Source organism: Methanobacterium formicicum DSM 3637, assembly GCF_000302455.1.
In the GTDB taxonomy this organism is placed as follows: domain Archaea; phylum Methanobacteriota; class Methanobacteria; order Methanobacteriales; family Methanobacteriaceae; genus Methanobacterium; species Methanobacterium formicicum_A.
Genome location: NZ_AMPO01000007.1, coordinates 17,935 through 33,775 on the forward strand (window position 1 = coordinate 17,935; position 15,841 = coordinate 33,775).

Below are 15,841 nucleotides of genomic sequence, written 5' to 3' on the forward strand. Positions count from 1 at the left end.
TAATATGACTACAATTTACGATGTACCTGCTGACTCGCTCATTAGTGAAGTCGCCAAGGACTTAAGTGAAAACAAAAAGATAACCCCCCCAGAATGGACTCCATTCGTTAAAACAGGGGTTCACAAAGAAAGAAGACCAGAAAACCCCGATTGGTGGTACGTACGATGTGCATCCATACTTCGCAGGGTTTACATAGATGGTCCAGTGGGAATAAACAGTCTTAGAACCTACTACGGTGGTAAAAAGGACAGAGGTACCAGTCCTGAAAAATTCCAACGAGGCAGTGGTTCTGTAACTCGAACTGCCCTTCACCAGTTAGAAGAAGCAGGTTTTGTTGAAAAACGAGAAGATGGTCGTGTGATTACTCCTGCTGGAAGATCTTTCATGGATAAAGCATCCTTCGAGTTAAAAAAGGATATTCCAGAACTGGCAAAATATTAATTGAATAAAATTGAATAATTAAGTTGAATAAAAATTATTGGCATACTTTAATCGGATAGGGAGGTATTAGATGAGCGATATTGAGGAAATTAGGCGTAGGAGAATGCAAGAACTGCAACAGCAGGCAAATCAACAGGCTCAACAGCAAGCTCCAGATGCCCAATCTCAGGAACAGATGCGTAGGGAGTTGGAAGCTCAGAAGAGACAAGCTATGATGCAGATACTCACCCCTGAAGCGCGCAGTCGCCTGGCTAACCTCCGCCTCACCAAACCCGAGTTCGTGGATCAAATCGAACTTCAGCTTATCCAACTTGCTCAAATGGGCAGGGTATCGTCAAAAATCACTGATGAGCAGCTTAAAGAATTACTCCGTAAGCTAGCTGGTCAAAAAAGAGAAATTAATATCACCTGGAAATGAAAGCCGCAGTACTCTACAGTGGAGGTAAAGACAGCTCATTAATGGCAGTCATACTAAAACGCTTAGGATACGAGGTGGAACTTTTAACAGCCAATTTTGGTGTTTTCCCTTCTTGGAAATCAGCAGCAAACTCTGCATCATGTTTAGGATTCAAACACAGGATCCTGGATGCAAAATCCTCCCTCCTGGAAGGAGCGGTGAACATGATACTGAAGGATGGTTTTCCCAATAATGGAATTAACCACCTGCACCGGGAAGTCCTGAGATTGGCTGCAGAAAACTATTCCTTAGTGGCCGATGGCACCAGAAGAGATGATCGGGTGCCTAAACTAAATTCAGCGGAAATACAAAGTTTTGAAGATTCTAATAATGTTCAGTACTTGAACCTTGCAGGATGGGGTCATAAGACCATAAATCATCTGTCACAACAATTTTTCAGCGTGGTGAAAGAACCCACCAGTATGGAAAATAACTCAGATTATGAGATTGAAATAAGATATCTCATAACCAGAGATGAAGGCGAAGATACAGCTTGTAAGTTATTTCCCCCACACATACAATCAAGAGTAATAGGATGGAGAGAAGATGAGCAGAAATAGACCATTAGCCAAAAAATTAAGATTGGCAAAAGCAGGCAAGCAGAACAGGCGTGTGCCTCTATGGGTTATGATGAAGACCAACCGTAAGGTCAGGACTCACCCTAAAATGAGACACTGGAGAAGAAGTAGTCTAAAGATATAAATCTGAATATAGGAGTGAACAGAGATGGAAAGAGTTTACGTTATACCCCTTAGGGATGCCAAAACAGCTCCCCGTACCAAAAGGTCACCTAAAGCAACCCGTGTAGTAAGGGAGTTCATCCAGAAACACATGAAATCCGACGATGTCAAAATGGACGAATCGGTAAATGAAAAAATATGGGAAAGGGGAATTCAGAAAATACCCCCTAAGATCAAGGTTAAGGCAACCAAAGATGAAGATGGTTCCGTACTGGTCACCCTGGCACAGTAGGTGATCTCCTATGATTAGGAGAGTTAATCTGGCAGGCAATCCCAACCTGGGTGTTTCAATCGCAGCCACTGATAAAGTGGCTCTAGCACCACCTAACCTGGGAGAAAAAATGGTGGGAGTGGTTGAAGAAGCCCTTCAGGTTCCTGTAATAAAAACCCCCATCAGTGGAAGTAGCCTTGCCGGTGCCCTGGCAGTAGGAAACTCCAGGGGGTTCCTGGTATCCAAGTATGCCTTTAACACCGAAGTAAATGCCATTAAGGAATTTGGGTTAGAGGTGGAGAGGATACCCGACCGACTCACTGCAGTGGGTAACATCATCCTGGCCAACGATCACGGAGCACTGGTAAATCCACTACTATCTGATGAAGCAGTGGATGTGGTCTGTGAGACCCTGGATGTGGAAGTGGTCCGAGGCAGTATAGCTAATTTCAAGATCACCGGTTCAGTAGCTGTTGCCACCAACAAAGGCGTGATGGTTCACCCACAAGCAACATCAGATGAATTAGATTTCCTGGAAAAAACCATGAAGGTTCCTGTAGATGTGGGGACCGTGAACCAGGGAACAAAACTGGTGGGCGCAGGTGCAGTTGCCAACTCCAATGGAGTGCTGGTGGGCGAAAAGACTACTGGTCCTGAAATGGCAAGAATAGAAGAATCATTAGGTTTTCTTGAGGAATTATTATGAAGACAAAAATATTTAGAGTTCAAGGTAAGTTCGTCATGGGCGACAGATTTAAACCTTTCACCAAGGAACTGAAAGCAACTGGTGAAAACGACATTAAAGAAAAGATATACTCTGAATTTGGTAGCAAACATCACATTGTGCGCAATCAAATACACATAGAAAAGATAGAGGAAATTTCCGCTGAAGAAGTTCAGGATACCCTGATCAAAGCACTGATTTCGGAGTGAACAACATGGAAGACCGACAAAGGCTAGAGGAGATTATAAACGAACTCAACGCCTACAAGGCACAGGCTGACATGCTGAACCAGCAAGTGGAAACCCTTAATGCCACTATATCAGACATGACCATAGCCCAGGAAACTCTGGAAGCTATTAAAGGGGAAAAGTCACCTGAAACCCTGGTACCAATTGGTGCGGGTTCATTTTTAATCGCTGAAATCAAGAACACTGAAGAAGTGATTGTTGGTCTCGGATCCGGTGCTGCGGTTAAGAAAACTATCGATGATGCTAAGATGAGCATTGAACAGCAGAAAAAAGAGCTGGATAACATCATGCAGAAGATGATGTCTGATCTGACTAAGATCAGCCAGATCATCACACAGAAAAGCCCTGAAGCTGAGGCGCTCATCCAAAAGATTGAAGGTAACACACAAGGGTAAGTTTTACCCTAATTTTTCTTTCTAATTTCAAATTTCATATAAAGCTTACAAATTTATTTAAAATTCCTACTCCCCAAATTTAATCTTTAACAGTAGCATCACCTTAAGGAGTGAATCTTTTGTTTGAATCTCTGAAAAAGAAGTTTTCCGGAACCATTGGAAAGATCTCTGATCAAGTATCCTCTGAAGAGGAAGAAGCAGCTAAAGAAAAAGAAGAAAAGGCAAAAGCTGCTTTAACTGGAGTTAAGTTAACTGAAGATAAGGCGATTGAAAAAACTGAAACTTCTTCCAGTGAAACACCTGGAGATACAGGCGCTAAAAAAGAACTTAAAACTAAAACTATCTCTTCAGGGAAAGATCAAAAAGTTAAAGATAAAGCAGATAAAACTTCAGGTAAAGACGAATCAGATGAGAAGTCTCCCAAAGGAGAGGATGGAGAAAAAAAATCTCGTTTTTCGTTTTTCCGCAGAAAATCTGATTCTAAAGATGAAGATTCCAAGAAAACGAGTGAAGATGAAATTAGCAAAGATGGAATTAATTCTAAGTTAAAAACTGCTGATTCTTCTACTGCAACCGATGTTTCTGGGTCTACAACTGATTCTGTGATAGGTGCAACTGATTCTGAAAAGTCAACTGATTCTGAAAAAGATAAGGGCAAATCTGGAAAGGAAGAAGATGAACCTTCTGGTTTATTCACCTTCGCCACCCATAAAACCATATCTGAAAAAGATGTTGATGATGTTCTTTTTGAACTGGAATTAGCCCTCTTAGAGGGTGATGTTGCAATGGAAGTGGCTGAACAAATCGTCAAATCAGTCAAGGAAGATCTGGTGGGTCGCAAGATCAAAAGACGAAGTGACGTGGCCAAATTCACACGAGAAGCACTTAAAAAGGCAATATCCGACATACTGGTAGTTGATGGTCCCAACTTGGAGGAACTGGTTCAAAATGCCAAAAAAACAGGTGAACCTCTCAAAATAATGTTTGTAGGAGTTAATGGAACTGGTAAAACCACAACCATCTCTAAAATTGCAGATCATTACGTTAAAGAAGGTTATTCTCCAGTTATTGCTGCTTCTGACACTTTCCGTGCAGGAGCCATTGAACAGATATCTCACCATGCTGAAAAAGTGGGTGTTAAGATCATCCGCCACCAGAAAGGTGCAGATCCTGCAGCAGTGGCCTATGATGCAGTAGAGCACGCAAAGGCCAAAAAGAAAGAACTGGTCCTCATAGACACCGCTGGAAGAATGCAGACCAATATTAACCTCATGGATGAAATGAAAAAGATCCAACGGGTGGTAAAACCTGATCTAGCCATATTTGTGGGTGATGCCCTCACTGGTAACGATGCAGTGGAGCAGGCCCGTAAATTTGATGATGCAGTGGGAGTTGACGGAATTATACTCACCAAGGCTGATGCAGATGCTAAAGGCGGTGCAGCACTGTCAATTGGGCATGTGATAAACAAACCCATACTGTTTTTAGGTGTTGGCCAGGGTTACGGGGATATTATGGAGTTCCACCCTGACTGGATGGTGGAACAGGTTTTAGGGGATTAATACTTAAATTAATCCAACATGAAATAATTAAATTAAAATTAAGCGTATTTCCTCTTTTTTAGGATTATTTTTTACCACCAGGATTATTTTTTACCGCCATATACTCCGAACATGTAACATTTCCACACCACATCCACATCACGGAACCCTGCCTCTTCCAACCATTGGATATGACTACGCAGGGGTGAAGGGAAATCTTCTTCCCTGTATCTTGGTAACCAAATCGTGTCAATATCTTCTTGAGTGTGACTATTTAACATGAACTCCACCCACTTATCCATATAAACCTGGTTAAGGTGAGTTGTGGATCCAAGAATGTTATCTGCATTGTAAAACACTCCTCCTTCCTTAAGGAACTTATTTACTCTACAGTAGAATGATTTTTGTTCTTCTGGCTGAAGGTGGTGTAGTGCCAGGGAGGATATAACTGCATCATATTCCCCTTTAAAGTCAAGGTCACGGAAATCAGCTCTTACAAACTCCACATCAGGATAAATAGAGAGTTTAGTCTTTGTCATTTTAATCATATTCTCTGCCAGATCTACACAGGTGATACTGGCATTGGGAAACCTTTTTTTCACCTCTTGGGATATGGTTCCTGTGCCACATCCTAAATCCAGAATTTTAATTTTTTCTTTCCCATGAAATGGAAGTGATAGTACCAGTGAATTAATCATTTTCTCATAAAATGGAATTAATGTTCTTATAAGTTCGTCAAATTCTTCTGCTTCTTCTTCAAAGTGGTCTTTAACGTTTTTCATGTTATAACCTGTGATGGTTTTACTGAAAATCTATTTCTGTTACTATCAATTTTACTTTCCCACCCTTTAATTTTAATCTGGATAATGATAATAAGTTTAGCTAAATAAGATATCCTAATGAGATTCACATCTTTAGAGGTCACCTTTTTTAAGGTTGGGCTCTAAATGTTTTTCTATACTATGAATGTTTTCATATTACTCTGAAAATACCTTAAATAAAACTTATTGGCACGATTAGAGGAGAATAATCCATGTTAGGCGAAAAAGAACTCATAAAATTATTTCCCGAATTTGCGGAACTGGTGCAACCTTCCGGCATAGACCTTAGGGTGGACCAGGTTTACCAGCAAAAAGGACCAGGATCTTTAATTGACAACGAGAAGAACCTTCCTGAACTTGAAAAACTGGAACCTCCACTTTACACACTTCAGCCCAGGACTGCTTACAGTGTAACTATCGAGGGGAAGATAAAAATTCCCAAAGGATATTCCATGCTTTACCTGCCCCGGTCTACGCTCCTGCGTTCTTTCATAAGCATCCATACTGCAGTGGGTGACCCTGGTTTTTACGGCACACTCCAGTTTCTACTAGTGAACCAGGGAGACTTCCCCTTCACACTTAAACGTGGTGAAAGAATTGCCCAGGGAGTTGTTTTCCCAGTTGAAGGTTCTGGAGAGTACAATGGGAGTTACCAGGAAAAAGAAGAATAATTTTTGCATTTATTTTGCATCAATAGGGTAAAATAAATTTAAACATTTCAAAATTACCCTTTTCCTCTTTTTACAATTTTATTTATAATGCGTTATCCAGCTCATCCACAGCCTCAGGATTTGCCAGTGTACTTATATCACCCACATCGTCTCCTTTAACCTTGGCCTTAATCACCCGGCGCATGATCTTCCCAGAACGGGTCTTGGGCAAGTCGTCCACGAAGTTAACACAGGCTGGACTGGCCACCGGACCGATCTCCTCACGTACATGTTCCCTGAGGAGGTGTTTCATACGCGGACTTGGTTTAAACCCTTCTTTTAAGGTGATGAAACTGCATATTTCCTCTCCCTTAACCGGGTCTGGTTTTCCCACCACTGCAGCTTCAGCCACAGCATCATAGCTTACCAGTGCAGATTCAACCTCGGCAGTACTTATACGGTGACCGGCAACATTCAAAACATCATCTTCCCTACCCTGTATCCAGAAATAGCCCTCTTCATCAACACGGGCCACATCCCCACTGAGGTACATGTCGGGGAATCGGCTCCAGTAAGCATCCACGTAACGTTCTGGATCCTTATACAGTGTACGGAACATTGCTGGCCACGGAGTTTTAATCACCAGATGGCCTCCACCTTCGGTTACTGATTTTCCATCATCATCCACCACATCTGCTTCCACTGTGGGGAATGGTTTAACTGCTGAGCCTGGCTTAAGCGATGTGATGGGTAATGGTGTTATAAGATGCATTCCGGTTTCCGTCTGCCACCATGTGTCCATAATAGGGCACTGACGGTTACCAATGTGTTTATGGTACCACATCCATGCTTCAGGGTTTATGGGTTCACCCACGCTCCCTAAAAGTCTTAAAGAGGAGAGGTCATGTTTCTGGGGCCATTTTTCCCCGTGTTTCATGAACATTCGGATGGTGGTGGGGGCAGTGTAGAACACGCTCACCCCGTATTCCTCGATGATCTGCCACAGGCGGTCTGGTTCAGGATAATCAGGAGCACCCTCATACATCACCGAAGTAGCACCCATAAGAAGGGGTGCGTAGACAATGTAGCTGTGGCCGGTTATCCAGCCAATATCTGCGGCACACCACCATATGTCCTCATCTTTAAGGTCAAATACCATCTTGAGAGTAGTGTAAATACCAACAGCATAACCTCCATGAACATGGACAACTCCTTTGGGTTTTCCAGTGGTCCCGGAGGTGTATAAAATAAATAGGGGGTCTTCTGAATTCATTACCTCGGTGGGGCATTCCCTTTCCTGGTTTTTGATGATTTCATCCCACCATAAATCTCGACCATTTTTCATCTGAACCTGGCAGTCAGCATGGCGCACCACAATTAATTTTTCCAGGGAAGGAATATCATCTAAAACCTTATCCACATTTTCCTTGAGGGGTATAACCTTTCCTCTGCGGTAAAATCCATCTACAGTTATTGCAACCTTAACTTTGGCATCGTTAGCTCGCTCTTTGAATGCTTTGGCCCAGAACCCTGAGAAAACCACGCTGTGCACTGCTCCGATCTTGGCACAGGCCAGCATGGCAATGGGTAACTCCAGTATCATTGGCAGGTAAATTGCTACACGATCCCCTCGACCAACACCCAGACCTCTCAGGGCATTGGCCATCTGGTTAACTCTTCTGTAAAGTTCCTGATAGGTCATCTTCTTTACCTGACCTAATTCACCTTCCCATATGTAGGCCACCTTATTTTTACGCCAGGATTGCACATGTCGGTCCAGGGCATTATGGGTAATGTTAAATTTACCACCACAGAACCACTCTGCATGGGGGACATCCCACTTTAAGACATTCTGATATGGTTGAAACCATTCCAGCTCCCTGGCAAGCTCGTCCCAGAACCAGTCCGGATCATCAAGGGCCCGCTTGAGTAGTTCATCATAATCCTTAATCCCGTAACGTTTCATCCATCTCTGGATGTTGCTATTTTTTATTAAATCTTTTCCTGGTGGGAATAGTCTGTTCTCATGAAGCAGGGCATCTAATTCACTGGAAATATTAACCCCTCCTGTAAACCCCTTATTCAGTTTGATTTATCTAAACTGTTATCTTTTATCAATTATGTTTTCAGTGTCATAAATTTTTTTCATAGGTTAATTCATAAATGAATGATTTGTACACCATTCACTGGTACGATCTTAAGCCCATCATTAATTATACTAAGAAGCGCCATAGTTTAATCATGCAAACTGCGGCCCAGATTAAATTGGCAGATGCACTGGTTAAGATACTGGAAAAAGAAGATATTAAATACATATTTGGTTATCCAGGGGAGCAGATTCTCCCTTTTTACCAGGCAATTCAAGGTTCTTCTATAAAACATGTTTTAATGCGTCATGAGCAGGGAGCTGCACATGCTGCTGATGGATATGCAAGAGCATCATCCAAACTAGGAGTTTGTGTGGCAACTGCGGGACCTGGGGCATTAAACATGGTAATGGGTGTAGCCACAGCATACAAAGACTCAGTTCCATTACTGGTTATCACTGGTGATGTTTCATCCAAATTTAAGGGTGAAAATGTATTTCAGGACGTAGATATCAACGCTGTTTTTCGTCCCATCACCCTCCAGAGCCATCTAGTAGATGACCCTGAAGATGGAGTTAAACTTCTCCTGAAGGCAATTTCAACCCTAAAAATGGGAAAAACTGGTCCAATTCATCTCAATTTTCCGAAAGACATTCTCCAGGAAGGAATTGATCCGGTTCTACTGGAGCAGGAGATGGACTTAAAACCTGAAACTAATGGTATTAACTCTGAAACTGATTCCATTAAGTCTATTATTGATGGTAATTCGGAAAATGATGGGATTAAATCGGTAAATGGCGAAAATGAAATAAAGCAGGTCAAAAAACTGATTGAAAAATCTCAAAAACCATTGATCTTAGCTGGAGCAGGAGTGCTCTGGTCTCATGCAACTTCAGATCTTCAGAATTTTGCAGAAAAACACCATGTACCAGTAGTGACTACTTACCCTGCTAGAGGAGTCCTAAGTGAGGATCATCCCCTTTGTTTAGGGCTCATTGGCCTGCGAGGAACAGAAGCTGCCAACTTCGCCGGGGAAAACGCAGACCTTATCCTGGCAATGGGGTGCAGATTATCCGAAAGAACCCGGAAAGGACTGGGCAAAGGACCAGTTATTCAGGTGAACATGGATGAATCAGTTTTAAGGGGAGATGTTAACATCAGGGGAGATGTTAAAGAGTTCTTGGATGAAATCAAAAAAATAACTCCTGAAAGCACCGATAAATGGTTAAAAGAACTCCAAAGCTATGATAAAGATCATGGGGTATTCACAGACTTTGAAGAAACTCCCATAAAACCACAAAGAGCCATCAAGGAGATATTGGGGGGGATGGATGATTCTATCTTAGTTAACGATGCTGGAAGCCACACTACATGGGTTAACCTGCTCATGAAAGTCATGGAACCATCTTCACTAATTTTTTCCGGTGGATTCGGGCCTATGGGATATGGGGTCCCGGCAGCAGTGGGTGTAAGTCTGGCAAGACCCTCCAAGAATGTGGTGGTAGTGGTGGGAGACGGAGGGTTCCAGATGAACAGTCAGGAACTGGCAACCATAGCTGAGATGGATCTGCCTATTACTATCTGTCTTTTGAACAACCAGTCTTTAGGTATCATCCGCCAGTGGCAGGAGTTATATTATGATGGATCGTTCCAGGTGGAACTGGATAATCCAGATTTCGTGAAACTGGCCAACGCATACCATATAAAGGCCATTAAGGTCGATTCTCCATGTGATGTTTTAGCTACTGTACAGGAGGCAGTAAAACTTAATAAACCAGTACTTATAGAGATAATAGTTGATGAAAATGAAGACATTCCCCTCCCTTAATGAATTCTTGAATATCTTACTTTTTCAGGTGATAAGATGAATGTATTACTTATTAACCCTCCTTATTTCAATTCCAAGTATAAATTTATAGGATTAGTTGCACCTCCGTTAGGCATTGCTTATATGGCTGCAGTATTGGAGGAAAATGATATTGATGTGAAGATAATTGATGCAGCAGCCCTTGAAATGAGCTGGGAAACTCTGGAGACGGAAATTAAAACAATATCTCCCGATCTTGTGGCAATCACTGCCTTAACCCCCACTATTGATAAAGCACTGCAAACAGCGGAACTGGCCAAAAAAACATGTCCCCAGGCTACAGTGGTTATGGGAGGATACCACCCCACCTTCAACCACCAGGAGATGCTGGAGAAGGATTACGTTGATATTGTGGTCATGGGTGAAGGGGAGTACACCCTCCTGGACCTGGTGGAAACCCTGGATAAAGGTGGAGATCTTAAAAATGTACTGGGAATTGCATATGAAGGTGGAGTGAACCCTCCAAGGCCTCTTATTGAGGATCTGGATGAACTGCCTTTCCCTGCAAGACATCTTCTGCCAATGGATTCTTATAAGATCCTGAATATGAAATTGCACACCGCAACCCTGATATCAGGCAGGGGATGTCCTATGCAGTGCTCGTTCTGTGCCTCTGCTGCCTTACACGGACGCAAACTAAGAATGAGATCTCCGAAAAACGTGGTGGATGAAATGGAACACCTCATCAATGACCATGATTCTGGCATGATAGCCTTCATGGATGATACTTTCACTCTGAGACCCAGTGTGGTGGAAGAAATCTGTGATGAGATCATGAGACGGGATATTGATGTTTACTGGGGATGCACAGCCAGAGCAGATACCTTGTCTGAAAAATTACTCCGTAAAATGAGTGATTCTGGTTGTATAACCATGTTCCTGGGAGTGGAATCTGCTGATCAGCAACAACTGGACCGAGTTAATAAACAGTTGACCATTGAAAAGATACGCCAGGCATTTAAACTATCCCGTGAAAACGATATCCGAACAATAGCCTCAGTGGTCCTGGGAATGCCTGGAGACACCAAAGAAAGTATAGAAAGGACCATTAAATTCGTCAGAGAACTAAACCCCTCTTATGCCCTATTTTCCCTGGCAACACCCTACCCTGGAACCAGGTTTTACCAGGAAGCAGTACAGGATAACCTGATCAAGGTTAAGGACTGGTCCAAGTACACCTTACTTTCCCCTGTCCTGGAAACTGTTGATTGCTCATTAGATGAGCTTAAAACTATGCAAAAGAAAGCCTTCAGGCAGTTTTACCTACGGCCAATTTATCTCATGAAACAAGTTCGTATGGACGGCCCTATTCTACTGAAGACAGTGGCAGCTATGATAAAAGAAGTTTAAACAAATAATTAAAGTTTAAACTTATTATCATAATTCATGGAAGTTTAAATTAGCCATAATTTAAATTAGCTGTAATATTTATATAGAAGTTCGGTGAATCATAAGTTTAGATAATTATATTCCAATTTTAATATTTTTAACCATTACACCCTTTTCAAATATTGTTACCATATTTAGGCATGTTCTATCTGGAATAAGCCAAATTTTTAAATTGAATAAATCACTCTTAATTTATTAGAGAGTGTAATTTGACATTTTACTCATTAAAAAGCTATTGTTTTTAACCTTCACCTGTCCTCTTAATTAAATTCCCGTTAAGGGGAGGATATTTTCAAGAAGAGATCAATTATTCTCTTCCTTTTAAGATCCTCCTGTTGCGAAGATTTTAATTTAAGGATTTTATCACGGGGTACATTAGTTATTGCCCTCAAAGCAGTAATTATCCTATCAAATGTGTAATTGCATTAATTGAAGTAGTAGTTACCTTATCAATGTGCAATTGCCTTAATTAGAGTAGTAATTACCATATTGTTACCCATAATCTTGGAATATAATTCAATTAAATAAAATAATTGGAGTATGATGAGTTGATGAAAAACCAAAAAAATTCTGAAAATGATAAAATGAAAGTTACATTCATAAATCCACCTCAAACCAATTCCAAATATAAATTTATTGGAGTAGTGGCTCCACCACTGGGAATATCTTACATGGCAGCGGTTTTAGAAGAAAATGGTTATGATGTGAATATCATTGATGCTTCGGCCCTGGAAATGACATGGGATGATCTGGAAGAATCGTTAAAAGAACGTGTCCCCAGTGTGGTGGCCATCACTGCCCTCACACCAACCATCCAGCAGGCCAATAAAACTGCTCAGGTAGTGAAAAAGATCTCCCCTGAGACCACAGTGGTTATGGGAGGATACCATCCCACCTTCAACTACCAGGAGGTCTTGAAAACTGATTATGTGGATGTGGTGGTAATGGGTGAAGGGGAATACACCATGCTGGAACTGGTACAGACCCTGGAAAAAGGAGGAGACTTATCCCAAGTCAGAGGAATAGCACTGGAAGGTCAGGTGAACCCTCCAAGACCCCTTATAACTGATATGGATTCATTACCCTTCCCGGCCAGGCATCTACTTCCCATGGATCATTACAAGATGCTTAACATGAAAACTGGCATGGCTACCATGATCACCAGCCGTGGTTGTCCAATGCAATGTTCCTTCTGTGCATCTGCCGCCCTGCACGGGCCTAAATTACGACTGCGCTCACCAGAAAATGTGGTGGATGAGATGGACCACCTGGTACGTGATCACGACGTGGGGATCATTGCCTTCATGGATGATACTTTCACCCTGAATCACCGCATGGTGGAGGCAATCTGTGATGAGATACACAAAAGAGAACTTGAAGTATTCTGGGGATGCACAGCCCGTGTGGATACATTATCTGATGATTTACTGGAGAAGATGAGGGAAGCAGGTTGCATAACCCTCTTTATGGGAGTGGAATCTGCTGATCAGCAGATGTTAGATTCTACCAATAAGAACATAACCGTTGAAAAGGTACGCCATGCTTTCCAGTTATCCAAAAAGCATAAAATCCGAACCATAGCATCCGTGGTTCTGGGAATGCCCGGAGACACCAAAGAAAGCATAAAAAGGACAGTTAGCTTTGTAAGGGAACTGAACCCCTCCTACGCAGTTTTCAGCCTGGCCACACCCTACCCCGGGACTAAATTTTACAAAGAAGCTTTTGAAAAGAACCTTATAAAAGTGAAGGACTGGTCCAAATACACCCTGATCTCACCGGTCCTGGATACTGTGGATTGTTCCCTGGAAGAACTCCGTAAGTTGCAGTACAAGGCCTTCAGGAACTTCTATCTCCGGCCGGGTTACTTACTCAGACAGGCATGGATGGATGGACCAATACTCATCAAGACTGTTGCTGGGGTTATAAGAGAAGTTATTTAACTTTTAGTTCTTTTTAACTTCTATTCTTTATTTAATCCATTTTCAATCTTTTTTTAAATAGTTTTTAAATTTTGTTTTTAGTAAATCTCATTAGAATAAATATTATTTAGTAAAACATCATTTTTAACTAAAAATAACCTTTTTCAGGTATATTTTCAGGTATATTAATTTATTTTGGTAAAATATTGCAAAAATATGCTGAGTTAGTAGAATAAGCGGGGTTAGTAGGATAAGTTGAGTTAGTAGAATAAGCTGATTTGGTAGAATAAGATTTAAAGAAAAATAAAAAAAATAAAGTAAGGATTGATGTTTGTTTTCAATCGTTTTTTTATGAATTAATGTGCCAGGTAAGTGTCTGCCACGGCAGCCACACCCTCTCCAATTTCAACATCAAGTCCCAGTCCCTGCATGGTCATTTCCAGGGCAGCAATGGTGCTGATTATCTCACGGTGGGTTATGTTACCCATGTGACCAATACGGAATACGTTACCTTTAAGGTGGTCCTGGCCTCCGGCCAGTTCAATCCGGTAGCGTTCTCTCATGGTGCCACGAAGTTCCTTGTCGGTTATTCCTTCTGGCATCTTGATTGAGGTTACAGTGGTACTGGCAACTTCTTTCTGGGCGAATAATTCGAGTCCCAGGGCAGTAACACCATTTCTGGTGGCCTCAGCTGCGAGTTTATGTCTTTTAACTCTGTTTTCCAGACCTTCCTCCATGATCACCTTTAGAGCTTCCTGCATGGCATAGATCAGTGATACTGCAGGAGTGTAAGGTGTTTCAGGGGGTGTTGCTGCTCCACTCTTCCTGTACTTTTTCATGTTAAGGTAGTAAGTCTGATTATCAGTTTTATCCACCACATCCCATGCATCATCACTGAAGGTTACTGCAGCAATACCTGGAGGTGCAGCCAGGCACTTCTGGGATCCAGTGACACAGATATCAATTCCATATCCATCCACGAACACATCATCCCCACCTAGGGATGATACGGTGTCCACAATGTACAGGGCATCGTAGTCCTGCATTATTTTACCCACTTCATCTATGGGATTGGCCACACCGGTGGATGTTTCGTTATGCACTATAGTCACTGCTTTAATATCTTCTTCCTCTTCCAGGATGTAACGCACATCATCAGGGTTCACACCGTGTCCCCATTCCACTTCCAATTGCACTGGAATACCTTTGTGGGTTTCGGTGATCTGCATGAATCTCTGTCCGAATTTGCCCCCAACAATGTTTAAAACACGGTCGCCCTTGCTGATGGTGTTGGCCAGGGCGGCCTCCATGGCTGCGGTTCCGGAGCCAGTGATAAGGTAAGATTGATTTTCAGTCTGAAATACTTCAGACATCATCTGGTTAGTTTCAGTGAGTATTTCACCGAAAAGGGCGCTTCTGTGGTTAACAATGTTTTCTGACATGGCCTTCAGGACCCTGGGTGCCACACGGGTGGGTCCGGGAATCATCAGTAAAGTTTCATCCATCTTGTTCAACTCCAATTTAAAAATATCCTCCAAACTTTATTATGTATATACTGATGATATACCTTATATATGGAACTGACCCTATGGATGCAATGGTACCAACTCATCCTGGAAGACCTCGGCTTCAAAAAAGAGGATGATGAACTCTCTGCAGAAACATTGAACAATATAATAGATGATTATGGAGTCATAACGCCACAAGACATTGATATTAAGGATAAAGTCATTGTTTTCGGAGCAGGTCCTTCTCTAAAGCCCAACCTGGCTGATTTGAAACATGTGGATCTGGATGAATTCACCCTCATAGCTGCGGATGGGGCAACCACAGCTCTTTTAGAGGAAGACATAATGCCAGATATCATTGTCACGGACCTGGATGGGCGAATGAATGATATAATAAATGCCAACCAGAAAGGTTCGCTGCTGGTGGTCCATGCCCATGGTAACAACAGGGAACAGGTAGAAAAATACACACCACAACTGGTAAATGTTTTAGGAACCACCCAGAGTCGACCACTTGCCAATGTTTACAACTTTGGAGGTTTCACAGATGGAGATCGTTGTGTTTTCCTGGCCATAGCTCTGGGAGCAAGGTTCATAGTTTTATCTGGTATGGATTTTGGGAAAACAGTCACCCATTACTCACGACCTGATCAGGAGGATGGTCCTGCAGACCAGGTGAAGGTGAAAAAACTTAAATGGGCCAAAAAACTGGTGGAATGGGCTGCTAATAATTCTGATACTGAGTTTTTGAATATTTCCAGTGGGGAACAAGTTAAAGGTGTGTTGAATGTGAATTATGAGTATTTAAACAGGATTTAATCTGTGTATTATTTGTTAATTAA

The 15,841-nt window shown here is 42.0% G+C and carries 17 protein-coding genes; 14 read left to right on the forward strand and 3 right to left on the reverse strand.

Annotated elements, in window-relative coordinates; translation table 11 throughout:
- The first annotated feature begins 4 nt into the window (after positions 1-4).
- The 9 genes from A994_RS08220 to ftsY all read left to right on the forward strand — a co-directional run bounded on the left by A994_RS08220 (position 5) and on the right by ftsY (position 4,779).
- Positions 5-442 carry a 30S ribosomal protein S19e gene (locus A994_RS08220; RefSeq protein WP_004030997.1) on the forward strand — a complete coding sequence of 146 codons (438 nt, stop codon included), beginning with the start codon at positions 5-7 and terminating at the stop codon, positions 440-442.
- A 70-nt stretch (positions 443-512) separates the two neighbouring features.
- Positions 513-860, forward strand: coding sequence for a DNA-binding protein (locus A994_RS08225; protein WP_004030998.1), 348 nt, complete (start codon positions 513-515; stop codon positions 858-860).
- Positions 857-1,459: a DUF7411 family protein gene (locus A994_RS08230; protein WP_004030999.1), complete on the forward strand. Its 603-nt coding sequence runs from the start codon at positions 857-859 to the stop codon at positions 1,457-1,459. The genes A994_RS08225 and A994_RS08230 overlap by 4 nt, the downstream gene beginning before the upstream one ends.
- The gene (locus tag A994_RS08235; RefSeq protein WP_004031000.1) at positions 1,446-1,601 is read left to right on the forward strand and encodes a 50S ribosomal protein L39e; all 156 of its coding nucleotides are present in this window, start codon (positions 1,446-1,448) and stop codon (positions 1,599-1,601) included. Before A994_RS08230 ends, A994_RS08235 begins: the two co-directional genes overlap by 14 nt.
- A 24-nt stretch (positions 1,602-1,625) precedes the next feature.
- Entirely contained in the window at positions 1,626-1,871 is a 246-nt protein-coding gene (locus A994_RS08240) for a 50S ribosomal protein L31e (protein ID WP_004031001.1), read from the forward strand.
- 10 nt (positions 1,872-1,881) lie between these two features.
- Positions 1,882-2,556 carry a translation initiation factor IF-6 gene (locus A994_RS08245; protein ID WP_004031002.1) on the forward strand — a complete coding sequence of 225 codons (675 nt, stop codon included), beginning with the start codon at positions 1,882-1,884 and terminating at the stop codon, positions 2,554-2,556.
- Positions 2,553-2,783, forward strand: coding sequence for a 50S ribosomal protein L18Ae (gene rpl18a / locus A994_RS08250; protein ID WP_004031003.1), 231 nt, complete (start codon positions 2,553-2,555; stop codon positions 2,781-2,783). The genes A994_RS08245 and rpl18a overlap by 4 nt, the downstream gene beginning before the upstream one ends.
- A 5-nt stretch (positions 2,784-2,788) precedes the next feature.
- Complete coding sequence (gene pfdA / locus A994_RS08255; RefSeq protein WP_004031004.1) at positions 2,789-3,217, forward strand: prefoldin subunit alpha; 429 nt, start codon at positions 2,789-2,791, stop codon at positions 3,215-3,217.
- Between the two features lie 119 nt (positions 3,218-3,336).
- Positions 3,337-4,779 carry a signal recognition particle-docking protein FtsY gene (gene ftsY, locus A994_RS08260; RefSeq protein ID WP_004031005.1) on the forward strand — a complete coding sequence of 481 codons (1,443 nt, stop codon included), beginning with the start codon at positions 3,337-3,339 and terminating at the stop codon, positions 4,777-4,779.
- A gap of 83 nt (positions 4,780-4,862) precedes the next feature.
- Here ftsY and A994_RS08265 read toward each other — a convergent pair whose 3' ends face one another.
- Entirely contained in the window at positions 4,863-5,540 is a 678-nt protein-coding gene (locus A994_RS08265) for a class I SAM-dependent methyltransferase (RefSeq protein ID WP_004031006.1), read from the reverse strand.
- Between the two features lie 251 nt (positions 5,541-5,791).
- Here A994_RS08265 and A994_RS08270 point away from each other — a divergent pair, with 251 nt between their 5' ends.
- Positions 5,792-6,250 carry a dCTP deaminase gene (locus A994_RS08270; RefSeq protein WP_004031007.1) on the forward strand — a complete coding sequence of 153 codons (459 nt, stop codon included), beginning with the start codon at positions 5,792-5,794 and terminating at the stop codon, positions 6,248-6,250.
- Between the two features lie 82 nt (positions 6,251-6,332).
- Here the strand turns inward: A994_RS08270 and acs are convergent, their stop codons facing one another.
- Positions 6,333-8,285, reverse strand: coding sequence for an acetate--CoA ligase (gene acs / locus A994_RS08275; protein WP_048204171.1), 1,953 nt, complete (start codon positions 8,283-8,285; stop codon positions 6,333-6,335).
- Positions 8,286-8,392: 107 nt separating this feature from the next.
- Here acs and A994_RS08280 point away from each other — a divergent pair, with 107 nt between their 5' ends.
- The 3 genes from A994_RS08280 (at position 8,393) to A994_RS08290 (ending at position 13,512) form a co-directional block, all read left to right on the forward strand.
- On the forward strand, positions 8,393-10,144 hold the full coding sequence (locus A994_RS08280) for a thiamine pyrophosphate-binding protein (RefSeq protein WP_004031009.1): 1,752 nt from the start codon (positions 8,393-8,395) through the stop codon (positions 10,142-10,144).
- Positions 10,145-10,180: 36 nt separating this feature from the next.
- A complete protein-coding gene (locus A994_RS08285; RefSeq protein WP_004031010.1) occupies positions 10,181-11,533 on the forward strand; it encodes a B12-binding domain-containing radical SAM protein in 1,353 nt (450 codons plus the stop codon).
- 623 nt (positions 11,534-12,156) lie between these two features.
- Positions 12,157-13,512, forward strand: a complete 1,356-nt coding sequence (locus A994_RS08290) for a B12-binding domain-containing radical SAM protein (RefSeq protein ID WP_192812710.1) — start codon at positions 12,157-12,159, stop codon at positions 13,510-13,512.
- Positions 13,513-13,847: 335 nt separating this feature from the next.
- Here the strand turns inward: A994_RS08290 and A994_RS08295 are convergent, their stop codons facing one another.
- Positions 13,848-14,996, reverse strand: coding sequence for a pyridoxal-phosphate-dependent aminotransferase family protein (locus tag A994_RS08295; protein ID WP_004031012.1), 1,149 nt, complete (start codon positions 14,994-14,996; stop codon positions 13,848-13,850).
- 69 nt (positions 14,997-15,065) lie between these two features.
- Between A994_RS08295 and A994_RS08300 the strand changes: the two genes are divergently transcribed.
- Positions 15,066-15,818, forward strand: coding sequence for a 6-hydroxymethylpterin diphosphokinase MptE-like protein (locus tag A994_RS08300; protein WP_004031013.1), 753 nt, complete (start codon positions 15,066-15,068; stop codon positions 15,816-15,818).
- Positions 15,819-15,841 lie beyond the last annotated feature (23 nt).